The organism is Nocardia amamiensis NBRC 102102, from assembly GCF_001612745.1.
In the GTDB taxonomy this organism is placed as follows: domain Bacteria; phylum Actinomycetota; class Actinomycetes; order Mycobacteriales; family Mycobacteriaceae; genus Nocardia; species Nocardia amamiensis.
This window is the reverse complement of the sequence record NZ_BDBA01000037.1, coordinates 37,994-54,573: the sequence shown is the minus strand read 5'-3', so window position 1 is coordinate 54,573 and position 16,580 is coordinate 37,994. Positions and strand designations below refer to the sequence as shown.

The 16,580-nt window shown below is 70.5% G+C and carries 18 protein-coding genes and 1 pseudogene; 16 read left to right on the top strand and 3 right to left on the bottom strand.

Features of this window, described 5'->3' with window-relative positions:
- The 9 genes and pseudogenes from NA4_RS41330 to hisI form a co-directional block, all read left to right on the top strand.
- Positions 1-476 (top strand): annotated as a pseudogene (locus tag NA4_RS41330) (serine/threonine protein kinase); the annotation flags it as partial.
- 250 nt (positions 477-726) lie between these two features.
- Positions 727-2,064: a histidinol dehydrogenase gene (hisD, locus tag NA4_RS10175; RefSeq protein WP_067467587.1), complete on the top strand. Its 1,338-nt coding sequence runs from the start codon at positions 727-729 to the stop codon at positions 2,062-2,064.
- The gene (locus NA4_RS10170; protein ID WP_245671242.1) at positions 2,061-3,194 is read left to right on the top strand and encodes a histidinol-phosphate transaminase; all 1,134 of its coding nucleotides are present in this window, start codon (positions 2,061-2,063) and stop codon (positions 3,192-3,194) included. Before hisD ends, NA4_RS10170 begins: the two co-directional genes overlap by 4 nt.
- Positions 3,195-3,238: 44 nt before the next feature.
- The gene (gene hisB, locus NA4_RS10165; RefSeq protein ID WP_067467614.1) at positions 3,239-3,853 is read left to right on the top strand and encodes an imidazoleglycerol-phosphate dehydratase HisB; all 615 of its coding nucleotides are present in this window, start codon (positions 3,239-3,241) and stop codon (positions 3,851-3,853) included.
- The gene (gene hisH / locus NA4_RS10160) at positions 3,850-4,482 is read left to right on the top strand and encodes an imidazole glycerol phosphate synthase subunit HisH (RefSeq protein WP_067467584.1); all 633 of its coding nucleotides are present in this window, start codon (positions 3,850-3,852) and stop codon (positions 4,480-4,482) included. The genes hisB and hisH overlap by 4 nt, the downstream gene beginning before the upstream one ends.
- A gap of 131 nt (positions 4,483-4,613) precedes the next feature.
- Positions 4,614-5,345, top strand: coding sequence for a bifunctional 1-(5-phosphoribosyl)-5-((5-phosphoribosylamino)methylideneamino)imidazole-4-carboxamide isomerase/phosphoribosylanthranilate isomerase PriA (priA, locus tag NA4_RS10155; protein ID WP_067467581.1), 732 nt, complete (start codon positions 4,614-4,616; stop codon positions 5,343-5,345).
- The gene (locus NA4_RS10150; RefSeq protein ID WP_067467578.1) at positions 5,342-6,166 is read left to right on the top strand and encodes an inositol monophosphatase family protein; all 825 of its coding nucleotides are present in this window, start codon (positions 5,342-5,344) and stop codon (positions 6,164-6,166) included. The genes priA and NA4_RS10150 overlap by 4 nt, the downstream gene beginning before the upstream one ends.
- Positions 6,163-6,936 carry an imidazole glycerol phosphate synthase subunit HisF gene (hisF, locus tag NA4_RS10145; protein WP_067467575.1) on the top strand — a complete coding sequence of 258 codons (774 nt, stop codon included), beginning with the start codon at positions 6,163-6,165 and terminating at the stop codon, positions 6,934-6,936. The genes NA4_RS10150 and hisF overlap by 4 nt, the downstream gene beginning before the upstream one ends.
- Before the next feature lie 63 nt (positions 6,937-6,999).
- Positions 7,000-7,347 (top strand): phosphoribosyl-AMP cyclohydrolase, encoded by a 348-nt coding sequence (hisI, locus tag NA4_RS10140; protein WP_067467572.1) that lies wholly within the window; start codon positions 7,000-7,002, stop codon positions 7,345-7,347.
- A 6-nt stretch (positions 7,348-7,353) separates the two neighbouring features.
- On the opposite strand, the gene NA4_RS10135 is transcribed toward hisI, so the two are convergent.
- From NA4_RS10135 to NA4_RS10125, 3 genes are all read right to left on the bottom strand, one after another.
- Entirely contained in the window at positions 7,354-7,806 is a 453-nt protein-coding gene (locus NA4_RS10135; protein ID WP_084496954.1) for a MarR family winged helix-turn-helix transcriptional regulator, read from the bottom strand.
- 201 nt (positions 7,807-8,007) lie between these two features.
- A complete protein-coding gene (locus NA4_RS10130) occupies positions 8,008-8,556 on the bottom strand; it encodes a permease (RefSeq protein ID WP_067467568.1) in 549 nt (182 codons plus the stop codon).
- Positions 8,557-8,653: 97 nt separating this feature from the next.
- The gene (locus tag NA4_RS10125; RefSeq protein WP_067467611.1) at positions 8,654-9,109 is read right to left on the bottom strand and encodes a peroxiredoxin; all 456 of its coding nucleotides are present in this window, start codon (positions 9,107-9,109) and stop codon (positions 8,654-8,656) included.
- Positions 9,110-9,266: 157 nt separating this feature from the next.
- On the opposite strand from NA4_RS10125, the gene NA4_RS10120 reads away from it, so the two are divergent.
- From NA4_RS10120 to NA4_RS10090, 7 genes are all read left to right on the top strand, one after another.
- Positions 9,267-10,826, top strand: a complete 1,560-nt coding sequence (locus NA4_RS10120; RefSeq protein ID WP_067467565.1) for an anthranilate synthase component I — start codon at positions 9,267-9,269, stop codon at positions 10,824-10,826.
- A complete protein-coding gene (locus NA4_RS10115; protein WP_084496952.1) occupies positions 10,823-11,641 on the top strand; it encodes a TIGR02234 family membrane protein in 819 nt (272 codons plus the stop codon). The genes NA4_RS10120 and NA4_RS10115 overlap by 4 nt, the downstream gene beginning before the upstream one ends.
- A 183-nt stretch (positions 11,642-11,824) precedes the next feature.
- Positions 11,825-12,643: an indole-3-glycerol phosphate synthase TrpC gene (gene trpC / locus NA4_RS10110; RefSeq protein WP_067467563.1), complete on the top strand. Its 819-nt coding sequence runs from the start codon at positions 11,825-11,827 to the stop codon at positions 12,641-12,643.
- A complete protein-coding gene (gene trpB, locus NA4_RS10105; RefSeq protein WP_067467560.1) occupies positions 12,640-13,908 on the top strand; it encodes a tryptophan synthase subunit beta in 1,269 nt (422 codons plus the stop codon). Before trpC ends, trpB begins: the two co-directional genes overlap by 4 nt.
- A complete protein-coding gene (gene trpA, locus NA4_RS10100) occupies positions 13,905-14,708 on the top strand; it encodes a tryptophan synthase subunit alpha (protein ID WP_067467555.1) in 804 nt (267 codons plus the stop codon). The genes trpB and trpA overlap by 4 nt, the downstream gene beginning before the upstream one ends.
- Before the next feature lie 60 nt (positions 14,709-14,768).
- Positions 14,769-15,842: a prolipoprotein diacylglyceryl transferase gene (gene lgt / locus NA4_RS10095; RefSeq protein ID WP_245671240.1), complete on the top strand. Its 1,074-nt coding sequence runs from the start codon at positions 14,769-14,771 to the stop codon at positions 15,840-15,842.
- Between the two features lie 235 nt (positions 15,843-16,077).
- On the top strand, positions 16,078-16,572 hold the full coding sequence (locus tag NA4_RS10090) for a TM2 domain-containing protein (RefSeq protein WP_067467551.1): 495 nt from the start codon (positions 16,078-16,080) through the stop codon (positions 16,570-16,572).
- Positions 16,573-16,580: the final 8 nt, after the last annotated feature.

Genomic DNA, 16,580 nt, shown 5'->3' with positions numbered 1-16,580 from the left:
TGGTTGGCGCGGTCGCCGCCGTCTCGGCGCTGCTGATCAGCGCATTCAGCCAGTCCGGCGGTGACTCGCCGACTCCGCAGGCGAACCCGCCGTCGGTGACCGCGACGACGAAACCCGGTACGACCTCGACCGCCGCCGCCGAACTCGGCCGGACGCCGAGTTCGGGAGAGCGGGTCGACATCGGAGCGGCAGGAGGCCTGATCGAGCAGTTCTACAGCGATCCGAGTGCCTCCTGGAGCCTGCTCACGCCGGCCGCGCAGAAGGTGTACGGCAACGAACCGGGCTTCCGTCAGTACTGGGGGGCGCGGACCATCGACACCTTCGCCACCATCGAGGCGGCCAGGCGAACGAACAACGACGACGGGTCGGTCGACATGCGACTGGCCAGCCTCACTATCGAGGGCCAGACCAAGGGCCTGACACTGCGCGTGGTCAGCTCCGGTGGGCGTCTGCTCATCGACAGCGATACGCGTTGACCAACGGCTGACACATCGCTGATCACGTGCGGCAGCAGTAACCCGGGGCGACCAGGCGATAGCTGTTCAATGCCGCGCGTAGCCGCCGCGACCGTCCAGAAACCGATGCCGCTGGGTAGCGGCTCCAGACCTGTGCGATGCGCCCGGCCCGGCGTCGGCTGCGGCCGGATCGGCGTCCATCCGCGTCGATTAGGCTGGAGCTGCAACTTTCCTGTTGCGGAATCAGCTGGAGACAAGGAACCGACACCACATGACAACCCGCATCGAGCTCGCCCGCGTCGATCTGCGCGGTCGTACTCCCTCCGTTGCCGAGCTGCGCGCCGCGCTGCCCCGCGGGGGAGTCGACGTGGACTCGGTGCTGCATCAGGTGCGTCCGGTGGTCGAGGCGATCCGCGATCAGGGTGTGTCGGCGGCCTTGGAGTTCAGCGAGCGGTTCGACGGCGTGATCCCGGCGACGGTGCGGGTACCGGCCGCCGAGCTGGATGCCGCGCTGGACCGGCTGGACCCGGCGGTGCGCGCGGCGCTGGAGGAGTCCATCGCCAGGGCGCGCAAGGTGCACGCGGATCAGCGGCGCACCGACAAGACCACCGAGGTGGTTCCCGGCGGCACCGTCACCGAGCGCTGGGTGCCGGTCGAGCGGGTGGGCCTGTATGTGCCGGGCGGTAATGCCGTCTACCCGTCCAGCGTCGTGATGAACGTGGTGCCCGCGCAGACCGCGGGTGTCGGCTCGCTGGTGGTGGCCTCGCCGCCGCAGGCGCAGTTCGGTGGGCTGCCGCACCCGACCATCCTGGCCGCCGCTCGGCTGCTCGAGGTCGACGAGGTGTGGGCGGTCGGCGGCGCGCAGGGCATCGCGCTGCTGTCCTATGGCGGCCTCGACACCGACGGCGCGCAGCTGGAGCCGGTCGACCTGATCACCGGCCCCGGCAACATCTACGTCACCGCGGCCAAGCGGCTGTGCCGCGGCCTGGTCGGCATCGATGCCGAGGCGGGCCCCACCGAGATCGCGATCCTCGCCGACGCGACCGCCGATCCGGTGCACGTGGCCGCCGACCTGATCAGTCAGGCCGAGCACGACGTGCTGGCCGCCAGCGTGCTGGTCACCGACAGCGAGCAGCTGGCCGACGCGGTGGACGCGGCGCTCACCACGCAGCTGACCGTGGTCAAGCACGCCCACCGGGTGAGCGAGGCGTTGCGCGGCAAGCAGTCCGGCACGGTCCTGGTCGACGACATCGAGCAGGGCCTGCGCGTGGTGAACGCCTACGCCGCCGAGCACTTGGAGATCCAGACCGCCGAGGCGCCCGCCGTCGCGGCCAGGGTGCGCAGCGCGGGCGCGGTGTTCGTCGGCCCGTACGCGCCGGTCAGCCTCGGCGACTACTGCGCGGGTTCCAACCACGTGCTGCCGACGGCGGGCTGCGCGCGGCACTCCTCGGGCTTGAGCGTGCAGACCTTCCTGCGCGGCATTCACGTCGTTGAGTACACCGAGGCGGCGCTGAAGGACGTCGCCGGTCACGTGGTGGCGCTGGCGAACGCCGAGGACCTGCCCGCGCACGGCCAAGCGGTGCAGGCGCGGTTCGAGGCGCTGTCGTGACGGGCGCGGTGCGCGCGCCCGGCGCTGACGTGACCCTGGACGACCTACCGCTGCGCGCGAACCTACGCGGCAAAAAGCCTTACGGCGCACCGCAATTGACGGTCCCCGTGCAGTTGAACACGAACGAGAACCCGCATCCGCCGAGCCGGGCGCTGATCGATGACGTCGCCGAATCGATCCGCGCGGCCGCCGCGGACCTGCACCGTTACCCGGACCGCGACGCCGTCGCGCTGCGCACCGACCTGGCTCGGTATCTGACCACGCAGACGGGCGTCGCGGTGCACACCGGCAACGTCTGGGCGGCCAACGGTTCCAACGAGATCCTCCAGCAGCTGTTGCAGGCGTTCGGCGGCCCCGGCCGCAGCGCCCTGGGTTTCGTGCCGTCGTACTCGATGCACCCGATCATCTCCGAGGGCATCGATACCGAGTGGATCGAGGCGAAGCGCAACGCCGACTTCTCCCTCGACGTCGAGCACGCGCTGGCCGCCATCGCCGAGCGCACGCCCGACGTGGTCTTCGTGACCAGCCCGAACAACCCCACCGGGCACAGCATTCCGCAGCAGGACCTGGCGCGCATCCTGGCCGCCGCGCCCGGGATCGTGGTGGTCGACGAGGCCTACGGCGAGTTCTCCGCGCAGCCGAGCGCCATCGGGCTGATCGACCGGTTCCCGGCCAAGCTGGTGGTCACCAGGACGATGAGCAAGGCGTTCGCGTTCGCGGGCGGGCGCCTGGGCTACCTGGTCGCCGCGCCCGCGGTGATCGACGCGATGCTGCTGGTGCGACTGCCCTATCACCTGTCGGTGGTCACCCAGGCCGCCGCGTGCGCGGCCCTGCGGCACGCCGACGAGACCCTGGGCAGCGTCGCCGAGCTGGCCGCGCAGCGCGATCGGGTCGCGGCGGCGTTGCGGGAGATGGGTTTCGAGGTGATCCCCAGTGACGCCAATTTCCTGCTGTTCGGCCGCTTCCCCGATGCCCCGCGTACGTGGCAGCGCTATCTGGACCATGGTGTGCTGATCCGCGACGTCGGCATCCCCGGCTATCTGCGCACCACCATCGGCCTCGCCGCCGAGAACGACGAACTGCTGAAGGTCAGTGCGGCACTGGCGGGCACCGACCTCGCACCGCGATGACCCAGCGCCGGGAAACCCCGGCGACAACCCGATTGGACGTGAGCATGAGTAGGACCGCCCGGGTGGAGCGGATCACCAAGGAATCCAGCATCGTCGTCGAACTCGATCTGGACGGCACCGGCAAGACCGAGATCGCCACCGGCGTCCCGTTCTACGACCACATGCTGACCGCCCTCGGCGCGCATGCGAGCTTCGACCTGACCGTCCGCGCCGAAGGCGACATCGAGATCGAGGCGCACCACACCGTGGAGGACACCGCCATCGTGTTCGGCCAGGCGCTCGGCCAGGCGCTGGGCGACAAGGCGGGGATCCGCCGATTCGGCGACGCCTACATCCCGATGGACGAGACGCTGGCGCACGCGGCGGTCGACGTGTCCGGCCGCCCCTACTGTGTGCACACCGGCGAACCGGAGCACCTGCTGCACACGGTGATTCCGGGGTCCGGCCCCGGCGCGCCGTATTCGACCGTGCTCAACCGCCACGTCTTCGAATCGATCGCTCTGAACGCGCGCATCGCGCTGCACGTGCGGGTGCTCTACGGCCGCGACCAGCACCATGTCACCGAGGCCGAATTCAAGGCGGTCGCGCGGGCTTTGCGCGCCGCGGTGGAACTCGACCCGCGGGTGAGCGGGGTCCCGTCCACGAAGGGAACGCTGTGAGGAAATCCGTCGCCCTCCTCGACTACGGTTCCGGCAACCTGCACTCCGCCGAGCGGGCACTGACCAGAGCGGGCGCCCAGGTCGATGTGACGGCCGACCCACAGGTGGTGCTGGCCGCCGACGGTCTGGTCGTGCCCGGAGTGGGCGCCTTCGCCGCGTGCATGGCGGGCCTGCGGGAGGTGCGGGGGGAGCGGCTGATCGGTCAGCGGCTGGCCGGTGGACGCCCGGTCCTGGGTATCTGCGTCGGCATGCAGATCCTCTTCGAGCGAGGTGTCGAGTTCGGCGTGGAAACCGACGGGTGCGCCGAATGGCCCGGCACCGTCGAACGCCTCTCCGCGCCGGTGCTGCCGCACATGGGCTGGAACACCGTCTCAGCCCCCGTCGATAGCGTCTTGTTCGCGGGCCTCGACGCGGACACTCGCTTCTACTTCGTGCACACCTACGCCGCCCAGGCATGGGACCTGCCGCCCAGCGACCACTTCGCCGCGCCCAAGCTCACCTGGGCCGAGCACGGGGTGCCATTCTTGGCGGCGGTGGAGAACGGCGCGCTCTCGGCGACCCAGTTCCACCCGGAGAAGTCCGGCGACGCGGGCGCCCATCTGCTGCGCAACTGGGTGAACTCGCTGTAGCGACGATCCCGCGCACCCCGGTGCGGGATCGCACCCTGCAGACCCGCAGTGCCGGCCGCGGCCGGTGATCGAGGTCCCATTCGCCCAGGCCCGTGACTCGGACGCGGCCGGGTAACCACTAGGCTGCTCTCGTGAGTCTTGTGCTGCTACCCGCCGTCGATGTCGCCAACGGAGAGGCCGTTCGCCTCGTGCAAGGAGAGGCCGGCAGCGAAACCAGCTACGGTTCGCCGCGCGAGGCCGCGCTGGCCTGGCAGGAGGCGGGCGCGGAGTGGGTGCATCTGGTCGACCTGGACGCTGCCTTCGGGCGCGGTTCGAACCGCGAGCTGCTCGCGGGCGTCGTCGGCGAGCTCGACGTCAAAGTGGAACTCTCCGGCGGCATCCGCGACGACGACAGCCTGGCGGCGGCGCTGGCCACCGGCTGCGCCCGGGTGAACCTCGGCACCGCGGCCCTGGAGGACCCGACCTGGTGCGCCAAGGCCATCGCCCGGCACGGCGAGCGCATTGCCGTTGGCCTCGACGTGCGCATCGTCGACGGTGAGCACCGGCTGCGCGGCCGCGGCTGGGTCAGCGACGGCGGCGATCTGTGGGAGGTGCTCGAACGCCTGGAGCGCGACGGCTGCTCGCGCTACGTGGTGACCGACGTGACCAAGGACGGCACGCTCACCGGCCCCAATCTGGATCTGCTGCGCGAGGTGTGCGCGGCCACCGACGCGCCGGTCATCGCCTCCGGCGGCGTCTCCACCATCGACGACCTGGTCGCGATCGCCGGGCTGGTGCCGGACGGCGTCGAGGGCGCGATCGTCGGCAAGGCGCTCTACGCGGGCCGGTTCACCCTGCCCGAGGCGCTGGCCGCGGTGAGATGACCCGGGCGCTGTCGGCACTGCTCGCGGAGGCGAGCGAGGTCCTCGACGCGGTGTGCTCGCGGTTCGTCGAGGGTGTCGGTGCGCCGAGCGCGGTCGTCAAGGGCCGCAACGACTTCGCCACCGCGCTCGACCTGGAGCTGGAGCGCACCATCTCCGCCGAGTTGCAGCGGCGCACCGGCATCGACGTGCACGGCGAGGAGTTCGGCGGCCCGCAGCTCACCTCGGGCACCGCGTGGGTGCTCGACCCCATCGACGGCACGTTCAACTACTCCTCCGGACATCCCCTCTCGGGCATGCTCCTGGCGCTGGTGCGCGACGGTGAGCCGGTGCTCGGGCTGACCTGGCTGCCGCTGCTCGGCCGTCGATACGCGGCCATGGCCGGTGGCCCGGTGCTGCTGGACGGCCGCCCGCTGCCCCCGCTGCCCCGGGGCGCGCTGGCCGAGTCGATGATCGGATTCGGTGCGTTCAACGTCGACTCGCACGGCCGCATCCCCGGACAGTTCCGCTTCGATCTGCTCGGTCCGCTGAGCAGGCTGTCCTCGCGGGTGCGCATGCACGGCTCCACCGGCATCGATCTGGCGTTCACCGCCTCCGGTGTGCTCGGCGGCGCGATCGTCTTCGGGCACCATCCCTGGGACAACGCGGCGGGCGTCGCGCTGGTGCGCGCGGCAGGCGGCGTGGTCACCGACCTGGCGGGCACGCCGTGGACCATCACCTCCGGCTCCGTGCTGGCCGCCGCGCCGGGCGTACACGAAGAACTGCTCGACATGATCTGCACGGTCGCCGACCCGGCGACCGCGGAGAAAGGGGTGAGGCAATGACGTTGGCCGTACGTGTGATTCCGTGTCTGGACGTGGACGCTGGACGGGTGGTCAAGGGCGTCAAGTTCGAAAATCTGCGCGACGCGGGCGATCCCGTCGAGCTGGCCGCCCTGTACGACGCGCAGGGCGCCGACGAGCTGACCTTCCTCGACGTGACCGCCTCGACCGGCGACCGCGGCACCATGATCGATGTGGTGACCCGCACCGCCGAGCAGATCTTCATCCCGCTCACCGTCGGCGGCGGGGTGCGCACCGTGACGGACGTGGACCGACTGCTGCGTGCGGGCGCCGACAAGGTCTCGGTGAACACCGCGGCGATCGCGCGGCCCGAGGTGTTGCGCGAAATGTCCGAACGGTTCGGTTCGCAATGCATCGTGCTCTCCGTGGACGCGCGCACCGTCCCGGACGGCCAGCCCGACACCCCGTCCGGCTGGGAGGTGACCACGCACGGCGGCAAACGCGGAACCGGCATCGACGCCGTCGAATGGGCCGTGCGCGGCGCCGAACTCGGTGTCGGTGAGATCCTGCTGAACTCGATGGACGCCGACGGCACCAAGGCCGGTTTCGACCTGCCGATGATCCGCGCCGTGCGGGCCGCGGTCACCGTGCCGGTGATCGCCAGCGGCGGCGCAGGCGCGGTCGAGCACTTCGCCCCGGCCGTGCACGCCGGCGCCGACGCGGTGCTCGCGGCCAGCGTGTTCCACTTCGGCGAGCTGTCCATCGGTCAGGTCAAGGATGCGATGCGAGCGGAGAAGATCGTCGTCCGGTAGCGGGTGGCGGAAATCCCGACGCCGGGCGCGTCGGCCGATCACCGGCACTGTTATAACGGTGCTATGAGTCTGGATCCCGCCATCGCCGCCCGTCTCAAGCGCAACGACGCCGGGCTGGTGTCGGCCGTCGCGCAGGAACGCGCCACCGGTGACGTGCTGATGGTCGCGTGGATGGACGACGAAGCGCTGGCACGGACGCTGGAAACCCGCAAAGCGACGTACTATTCGCGCTCGCGGCAGCAGTACTGGGTCAAAGGGGAGATCTCAGGCCACACGCAGTACGTGCACGAAGTGCGGCTGGATTGCGACGGCGACACGATCCTGCTCGTGGTCGATCAGGAAGGCGCGGCCTGCCACACCGGCACGCACACCTGCTTCGACTCGGATGTGCTGCTGGCCGCGCAATCCTGAGCGCGGTTACGTGCTCGACGTGCGGTCGTCGTCCTTGCCGGTCGAGATCAGCCCGCCGGACTGATCCAACCGGTCGGCGAGCCGCGCGGCCAGCAGCTCGCCCAGTTCGGCGAGCTGGGCCTTCTGCCCGTCGTCCAAACCGTCGAAGACCAGGTGGCGCACGGCGTCCACGTAGCCAGGCGCGGCCTCGACCACCTTCAGGTATCCCTCGTCGGTGAGCACGGCGTGCACGCCGCGCCGCCCCGCGGTCGCCGAACGCTCCGCCCAACCCATGCGCTCCAGCTTGGACACCACATGCGACAGACGTGATAGCGATGCGTTTGCTTTGTGGGCAAGCTCACTCATCTGCAGCCGGTGCCCCGGCTCTTCCGACAGCAGGGTCAGCACCCAGTACTCGAAATGCGTCACGCCGGACTCGCGCTGCAGCTGGGTGTCCAATGCCGCTGGTAGACGTGTCATCAGCGCCACGATGGCGCGCCAAGCTCGCTGTTCGACAGGGTCGAGCCACTTCGTCACTGTGTGCCTTCTTTCAAGCCAAGTGACGTGGTCGTGTTCGTGGTCCTAGGGGTCGTGGAAGAGCATGTGCACAGTCACCCGCGCCCATGAGTTTGCCACGACTTCGCTCGACCGTCATAAAGATCGCACATGACGTGAGTTCACTCACACCTTCGCCGGGCCTGCCGCAGGCGCGGCGCGCTGGCGGGTGCGCCGCCACTTGCGCAATAGCAACAGGCCCACCGCGAGCAGGAACAGCACCGTGGCGACGATCGCGCCCGCGAGCGCGGCGCCACGGAACGCGGGCGCGTCCACATCCAGGGTCCGCTCGCCCGCATGGGCGGCGCTGCTGTTCGCCAGCACGATGGTGAGGGTCATCAGGTTGGGGATCGCGAAGAGGATTGCGACGACCGCGGCCGCCCCCGCCAGGAATCGGCCTGCCTTCCTGCGCCAGACCAAGACGGCGAACAGCAGCAGGAAAAGTGGTACGACGGTGCACAATCCGCCGTAGAACAGGCCCCAGCCGATGCCCTTGGCGAAGCTGCCACCCACCATCGACCCGACCCGCTGGGCCCACCAGCGCGGGATGAACGCGGCCAGGAGGAAATAGCTCGAGGCCAGAAGGGCGAGGATCGCGGCGCCGACGATGATCCGTGTGCGCCAGACGGCGGCCGTGGGTTTGCGTCCGCCGGGATGGACCTCGGTCGAAGTCATGCAGAAAGCCTATGCGGCTGCCTCGCCGTCGCTCGGCCCGGCGCGCGGGCTGCCGAGGGGCTCGGTCCGGCTGCGCGTACCCGGCGCGTCGCGCTATCTACCTGGCACGCAGGTACGCCAGCGCCTCGTCGGCGTGCACGTTCGCGCGCAGCTCGCCGGTGATGACCTTGCGGATGGTGCGGTCGGTGTCGATGACGAAGGTCTGCCGCTTCACCGGCGCCAGTTTGCCCAGCAGGCCGCGCTTCACGCCGAACTGTGCGGCCACCGCGCCGTCGGCGTCGGACAGCAGCGGATAGCCGAGGCGCTGTTTCTCGGCGAATCCGGCCTGGGTGTCCACTCCGTCGGCGCTGATGCCGGCGCAGGTGGCGCCGAGGGCGGCGAATTCGGCGGCGAGGTCGCGGAAATGGCAGGCCTCAGCCGTGCACACCGGGGTATTGGCCGCGGGATAGAAGAAGAGGACCAGTGGGCCATCCGCCAGCAACGCGTCGAGCGAGCGGGGTGTGCCGGACTGATCGGGAAGCTCGAAGTGCGGGGCGAGCTGTCCTGGCTGCATGATCGAGAACTTACCGGTCGCTTGCTGCGCGAGTGGAGTGAGAGCCGCCACACCTCCGGTACCGAGGGCCGATCTGGTTTGTCCGGTTTGTCGCCTCTGTGGCCGTGTCGGCGGCACCGCCCACCGGCTTGTCGGCCCGGCCTGGGATGATGTGTCCATGCCAGGCACGTCCACGCCCACCACCACGACCCGCGAACAGTTCCATCTGCTGGCCGCGGAGCACAGGGTGGTCCCGGTGACCCGAAAAGTGCTGGCGGACTCCGAGACTCCGCTGTCGGCCTACCGCAAGCTGGCGGGTGACCGGGCCGGCACGTTCCTGTTCGAGTCCGCGGAGAACGGACGCTCGTGGTCGCGCTGGTCGTTCATCGGCGCGGGCAGCCCGTCGGCGCTCACCGTCGTCGACGGTGAGGCGGCCTGGCTCGGTCACATCCCGGCCGACGCCCCCTCCGGCGGCGATCCGCTGGTCGCGCTGCGCGAGACCCTGGAGCTGCTGCGCACCGAGCGCCTGCCCGGACTGCCTCCGCTGACCGGCGGCATGGTCGGTTACCTCGGCTACGACGCGGTGCGCAGGATCGAGCGGCTGCCGAACCTGGCGCTGGACGACCTGGGCCTGCCGGAGATGGTGCTGCTGCTGGCCACCGACCTGGCCGCGTTCGACCACCACGAGGGCGCGATCACGCTGATCGCCAACGCGGTCAACTGGAACGGCACCGCCGAGCGGGTGGACGAAGCCTACGACGACGCGGTGGCCAGGCTGGACCGGATGACCGCGGCGCTCGGCGCGCCCGCCGATTCCACCGTGTCGGTGTTCGACCAGCCCGAGCCGCAGTACCGGCGCAGGCGCACCACCGAGGAGTTCGGCGCGGGAGTGCGCCGCCTGGTCAAGGAGATCGAGGCGGGCGAGGCGTTCCAGGTCGTCCTGTCGCAGCGTTTCGAAATGGACTACGACGGTTCACCGCTGGACCTGTACCGCATGCTGCGTGCCTCCAACCCGAGCCCGTACATGTACCTGCTGCACATCCCGGACGGCGAGGGCGGCACCGCGTTCTCCATCGTCGGCTCCAGCCCGGAATCGCTGGTGACCGTGAAAGACGGTGTGGCGACCACCCATCCGATCGCGGGCACCCGCTGGCGCGGCGTCACCGAGGAGGAGGACCTGCTGCTGGAGAAGGGCCTGCTCGCCGACGAGAAGGAGAACGCCGAGCACCTGATGCTCGTCGATCTCGGCCGTAACGACCTGGGCCGGGTGTGCGAGCCGGGCACCGTGCGGGTCACCGAGTACCGGCACATCGAGCGCTACAGCCACGTGATGCACCTGGTGTCGACGGTGTCGGGGCGGCTGGCGCCAGGGCGCATCGCGCTGGACGCGGTGCGGGCCTGCTTCCCGGCGGGCACCCTGTCCGGCGCGCCGAAGGTGCGGGCCATGGAGCTGATCGAAGAACTGGAGCCGACCCGCCGCGGCATCTACGGCGGCGTGGTCGGCTACCTGGACTTCGCAGGTGACGCCGACACCGCGATCGCCATCCGCACCGCGCTGCTCAAGGACGGCACGGCCTACGTGCAGGCGGGCGCAGGCGTGGTCGCGGACTCGGACCCGGAGTACGAGGACGTGGAATCGCGCAACAAGGCGATGGCGGTGCTGAAGGCCATCGCGGCCGCCGGAACCGTGCGGGCCTACGGTGCGGAACCCGATGCGGGGAGCGGCGAACCGCGATGACAGCGGCCGACGACTCCGAGAAGCAACCGGGCCGGGCCCGGGAACCGGCCCCGGACGCGAGCGCCACGGCGGGGCCGCAATCCGCTCCCGCGCCGGATGATTCCGCCGCTCCCGCGCAGTCGCCGCACGGCGACGCCGATTCCCGCCGCAGGTATCCGGTCGGCCCCGTCGTGTTGCTGGCCATCGCCGCCTGCGCGCTCTGGGCTTCGTCCCGGATGACGTGGGTGACCGTCACGTCCTCCGACGGGCTCACCCAGCCGCGAACGGATCGTCTTGGCGGCGGGGTGTGGTTCGGCGCCCTGACGCCGCTGGCGCTGGTGCTGCTCGCCTCGATCGCGGCCGTGCTGGCCACCAGGGGCTGGTTGCGCCGGGTGGTCGGCGTGCTCATCGCGCTGGTCGCCGCGGTCGCAGCGGTGCCGGCGTTCGCGCTGCTGACCAACTCCGGCGCGGTCGCCGAGCGGGCCGCGAAGCTCGCCGAACTCCCGGCCCGCGCACAGGTGCAGGAGGCGACCACGTCGGCCTTCCCGGCCGTGCTCGCGCTAGTCGGCGCGATCGCCGCGTTCGGCGCGGGCGTCCTGCTGGCCCGGATGCCCGCGGAAGCCGCGCGGCTGTCCGGCAAATACGACAATCCGGTATTCCGGCGCGCCGCCGCGACGGCGGAGGTCACGCAGCGGCGCGCGCAGTATCCGAAGCAGGGATCCGAGCCGCAGGTGTCCGAGCGTGTGCTGTGGGACGCACTCGACGCCGGCACCGACCCGACCGAGGAACCTCCGGACGAACCCGACACCGGCGAGGCGGGCCGACGTGCGCGCTGAACAGCCTCCGCGCGCCGGGTGTGGCGGGTGCCACCTTGCGCGGAGCCCTTCCGCGTGGTCCAACTCGAGCCCCGGCGCAAACGCGCCCGGTAGGTCCATTTATTCTTTGTCAGCATCGGTGAGACAGCGCCTGGGGGGATTCTCAGGTAGCAAGTCCGTCTCCCCAGAAAGGATTCGAGCCAGATGACGGTACTCGACTCGATTCTCGACGGGGTCCGCGCGGATGTGGCCGCTCGGGAAGCCCTTCTCGACTTCCAGGCGGTGAAGGCCGCCGCAGCCGCCGCACCCGCGCCGCTGAACGCCCGTGCCGCGCTGCTCGAGGACGGCATCGGCGTGATCGCCGAGGTCAAGCGGGCCAGCCCGTCCAAGGGCGAACTCGCGGACATTCCCGACCCGGCCAGCCTCGCCAAGGCCTACGAGGACGGCGGCGCCCGGGTCATCAGCGTGCTCACCGAGGGCCGCCGCTTCAACGGGTCGCTGGACGACTTGGACGCGGTCCGCGCCACGGTGAACATCCCGATCCTGCGCAAGGACTTCGTCGTCGGCCCGTACCAGATCCACGAGGCCCGCGCGCATGGCGCGGACGTCATCCTGCTCATCGTCGCGGCGCTGCAGCAGGACGTGCTGTCCTCGCTGATCGACCGCACCGAGTCTTTGGGGATGACCGCGCTGGTCGAGGTGCACACCGAGGAGGAGGCCGACCGCGCGCTGGAGGCGGGCGCCTCCGTGATCGGCGTGAACGCCCGCAACCTCAAGACGCTCGAGGTCGATCGCGACGTGTTCGCCCGGATCGCGCCCGGATTGCCCACCGAGGTCATCCGGATCGCCGAATCCGGCATCCGCGGCACCGCCGACCTGCTGGCCTACGCGGGCGCGGGCGCGGACGCCGTTCTGGTCGGCGAGGGCCTGGTGACCAGCCGGGACCCGCGCGCCGCGGTGTCGGAGCTGGTGACCGCGGGCACGCACCCGTCCTGCCCGAAGCCGGCGCGGCGGGGCCGGTGACGGCCGTGGCGGCATTACCTCAGGCCAGCGACGGCGTCGCCCAGCGCAGCGGCCACGAGCCGGACGCGGGCGGGCACTTCGGCGTCTACGGCGGCAGGCACGTCCCCGAGGCGCTGATGGCGGTGATCGAGGAGGTCACCGCCGAATACGAGAAGTCCCGGCTCGACGAGTCGTTCCTCGGCGAGCTCGACCGGCTGCAACGCGACTACACCGGCCGCCCGTCGCCGGTGTTCGAGTGCACCCGGCTGGCCGAGCACGCGGGCGGTGCGCGCATTCTGCTCAAGCGCGAAGACCTGAACCACACCGGCTCGCACAAGATCAACAATGTGCTCGGTCAGGCCCTGCTGGCCAAGCGGATGGGCAAGACCAGGGTGATCGCCGAGACCGGCGCGGGCCAGCACGGCGTGGCCACGGCCACCGCCTGCGCGCTGCTCGGCCTGGACTGCATCATCTACATGGGCGCCGTCGACACCGCGCGCCAAGCGCTTAACGTCGCGCGCATGCGCCTGCTGGGTGCCGAGGTGATCTCGGTGACCTCCGGTTCGCAGACCCTCAAGGACGCCATCAACGAGGCGTTGCGCGACTGGGTGACCAACGCCGAGGACACCTACTACTGCTTCGGCACCGCCGCGGGCCCGCACCCGTTCCCGATGCTGGTGCGCGATTTCCAGCGCATTGTCGGCATGGAGGCCCGCGCCCAGGTGCAGGCCTCGACCGGCAGGCTGCCCGACGCGGTCGTCGCCTGCGTCGGCGGCGGCTCCAACGCCATCGGCATCTTCCACGCCTTCCTCGACGACGCCGACGTCCGGCTGATCGGCTACGAGGCGGCCGGTGACGGCGTCGAATCCGGGCGGCACGCGGCCACTTTCACCGGCGGTACGCCGGGCGCCTTCCAGGGCGCGTACTCCTACCTGTTGCAGGACGAGGACGGGCAGACCATCGAGTCGCACTCGATCTCGGCCGGCCTGGACTATCCCGGCGTCGGCCCCGAGCACGCCTATCTGAAGGACATCGGCCGCGCCGAGTACCGGCCGATCACCGACACCGAGGCGATGGACGCGCTGTTGCTGCTCAGCCGCAGCGAGGGCATCATCCCGGCGATCGAGTCGGCGCATGCGGTGGCGGGCGCGCTGCAACTGGGCAAGGAGCTCGGTCCCGGCGCGATCATCCTGGTGAACCTCTCCGGCCGCGGTGACAAGGACATGGACACGGCAGCGCGGTGGTTCGGGCTGTTCGACGCCGAGACGGAGGAAGCGCGGTCGTGAGTCAGCAGTCTCGTCTTGCGAACACTTTCGCCGCCTGCCGCGCCGAGGGCCGCGCCGCGCTGATCGGCTATCTGCCCGCAGGATTCCCCGACCTCGCCGGCTCGATCGACGTCGTGCGCGCGATGGTCGAATCCGGCTGCGACATCATCGAAGTCGGCGTCGCCTACTCCGATCCGGTGATGGACGGCCCGACCATCCAGGCCGCCGCCGAGCAGGCGCTGCGCGGCGGCGTGCGGGTGCGTGACGTGTTGGCCGTCGTCGAGGCCATCACCGGCGCCGGCGGCAAGGCCGTGGTGATGAGCTACTGGAATCCGGTGCTGAAGTACGGCGTCGATCGTTTCGCGCGCGATCTGGCGGCCGCGGGCGGGTCGGGCATGATCACCCCCAACCTGATCCCGGAGGAGGCCGACGACTGGTTCGTCGCCTCGTCCACGCACAACCTGGACCGCATCTTCCTGGTCGCGCCGTCCTCCACCGAGGAGCGCCTGGTGAAGACGCTCGAGGCCAGCCGCGGCTTCGTGTACGCGGCCTCCACCATGGGCGTCACCGGCGCCCGCGACGTGGTCTCCTCGGCCGCACCCGCGCTGTGCGCGCGCATCCGGGCCCACTCCGACATCCCGATCGGCGTCGGGCTCGGCGTGCGCTCGGGCGACCAGGCCGCCGAAATCGCGGGCTACGCCGACGGTGTGATCGTCGGTTCGGCGCTGGTCACCGCGGCCGCCGACGGGCTCGACGCGGTGCGGCGGCTCACCGCCGAACTCGCGGCCGGTGTCCGTTCGCCCATCGCGTTCGCGAGCTAGACCCGGCGACGCCCGGCCGCGAAGCTTGCGGCTGAAGCGCACTCCGCTACGGTGGCGACCGTGACCTTACAAGTCCTGGCAGACAGTGTCGTGGCCAACAGCGACGTGCTGGCCTACATACCCAGCCCCCCGCAGGGGGTGTGGCAGATCGGGCCCTTCCCGTTACGGGCGTACGCCTTGTGCATCATTCTCGGCATCGTCGTCGCGATCTGGTGGGGTGAGCGCCGCTGGCGCGCGCGGGGCGGCCAGCCCGGCGCGATCCTGGACGTCGCGATGTTCGCGGTGCCGTTCGGTCTGGTCGGCGGCAGGCTCTACCACGTGGCCACTGACTGGCAGAAGTACTTCGGTGCGGACGGCAACCCGGTCGACGCGCTGAAGATCTACCAGGGCGGACTCGGCATCTGGGGCGCGGTGCTGCTTGGCGGCATCGGCGCGTGGATCGGCTGCCGGGTGTACCGGATCCCGTTGCCCGCGTTGGGTGACGCGGTCGCCCCGCCGATCCTGCTCGCCCAGGCCATCGGCAGGCTCGGCAACTACTTCAACCAGGAGCTGTACGGCCGCGAGACCGACGTGCCGTGGGGCTTGCAGATCTTCCGCCGGGTCGGCGACGACGGCCAGCTGGACATGATGAACGGCGTCTCCACCGGCGTGGTCGACAAGATCGTGCATCCCACCTTCCTGTACGAGATGGTCTGGAACCTGCTCGTCGTCGTGCTGCTGGTGTACGTGGACCGGCGCTTCCGGATCGGCCACGGCCGCCTGTTCGCGCTGTACGTCGCCGGTTACTGCTTCGGGCGGTTCTTCGTCGAGCTGATGCGCGCCGACGAGGCCACCGAGATCGCAGGCATCCGGATCAACTCCTTCACCTCCGCCGTGGTGTTCCTGGGCGCGATCGCCTACTTCGTGTTCGCCACCAAGGGCCGCGAGACGCCCGAGCAGTTGCAGCCCGGCGCGAGTCCTCGCCCGTGGCCGTGGCAGCTCCGTGCGCTGCGCGCGGCGGGTACGGCGTCGGCCGAGAAGCCTTCGGACGCAGCGGCTTCCGGGCACGCGGTGATCGAACCGGACGGAGCCGCCCAGGAGACGTCCGGCGGCAAGTCCGCCGAGACCGGTTCGGAGAAGGCGGACAAGAGCTGACCCGTGCCGTCCGGACCAGGCGCGGCGGCGGACCTGGCGGACGCCGGCCGGGTGCCCTCCACGGCAACGAATCGGCGACACACGGCGATAACTCCTCGCAGGGCCGAGAACATCGGGGGCGACAACCCGGTCTATCCCGGTGACAATGTCTCGTGATCGTCGCGAGCGGCAAATCGGCGGTCCAGCAAGGACGGGGGCCGACAAGAGGGTGCCCGCACTAATGAGGAGGACATGAGTGACCGACCCCAACCAGCAGATTCCGGGTTCCACGGGCCCGCAGTACGGCCCGCCCGGGACGGGTCCGGATCTGACCAAGCCGCTGGAGGCGCAAACCCCGCCGCAGTACAGCTCGCCGTCGGCCCCCTACGGCCAGCCCCAATACGGCCAGCCCGTCGACCCCTACGGCCAGCAGCCGGGCGGCTACCCGCCCGCGCCGTATCCGGGTGCGCCGCAGGGGTACAACCCGAACGACCCCGAGGCGCCGTGGGGCCGTGATCCCTTCGGTGTCCCGCTGTCGGAGAAGCAGAAGCTGATCGCGGGCCTGCTGCAGATCTTCCTCGGTAGTTTCGGCATCGGGCGCTTCTATCTCGGCTACACCGGCCTGGGCATCGCCCAGCTGGTGGTCTCGATCCTCACCTGCGGCCTCGGCGGCATCTGGGGTCTCATCGACGGCATCCTGATCCTCGTCGGCAAGGTCCCCGATCCCCAAGGACGCCCGCTGCGCGACTGATCGCGACG

Coding starts and splice junctions, on each gene's coding strand:
- hisD (WP_067467587.1), top strand. CDS start 727: ATGACAACCCGCATCGAGCTCGCCCGCGTCGATCTGCGCGGTCGTACT.
- hisB (WP_067467614.1), top strand. CDS start 3,239: ATGAGTAGGACCGCCCGGGTGGAGCGGATCACCAAGGAATCCAGCATC.
- NA4_RS10150 (WP_067467578.1), top strand. CDS start 5,342: ATGACCCGGGCGCTGTCGGCACTGCTCGCGGAGGCGAGCGAGGTCCTC.
- hisF (WP_067467575.1), top strand. CDS start 6,163: ATGACGTTGGCCGTACGTGTGATTCCGTGTCTGGACGTGGACGCTGGA.
- hisI (WP_067467572.1), top strand. CDS start 7,000: ATGAGTCTGGATCCCGCCATCGCCGCCCGTCTCAAGCGCAACGACGCC.
- NA4_RS10135 (WP_084496954.1), bottom strand. CDS start 7,806: ATGACACGTCTACCAGCGGCATTGGACACCCAGCTGCAGCGCGAGTCC.
- NA4_RS10130 (WP_067467568.1), bottom strand. CDS start 8,556: ATGACTTCGACCGAGGTCCATCCCGGCGGACGCAAACCCACGGCCGCC.
- NA4_RS10125 (WP_067467611.1), bottom strand. CDS start 9,109: ATGCAGCCAGGACAGCTCGCCCCGCACTTCGAGCTTCCCGATCAGTCC.
- NA4_RS10120 (WP_067467565.1), top strand. CDS start 9,267: ATGCCAGGCACGTCCACGCCCACCACCACGACCCGCGAACAGTTCCAT.
- NA4_RS10115 (WP_084496952.1), top strand. CDS start 10,823: ATGACAGCGGCCGACGACTCCGAGAAGCAACCGGGCCGGGCCCGGGAA.
- trpC (WP_067467563.1), top strand. CDS start 11,825: ATGACGGTACTCGACTCGATTCTCGACGGGGTCCGCGCGGATGTGGCC.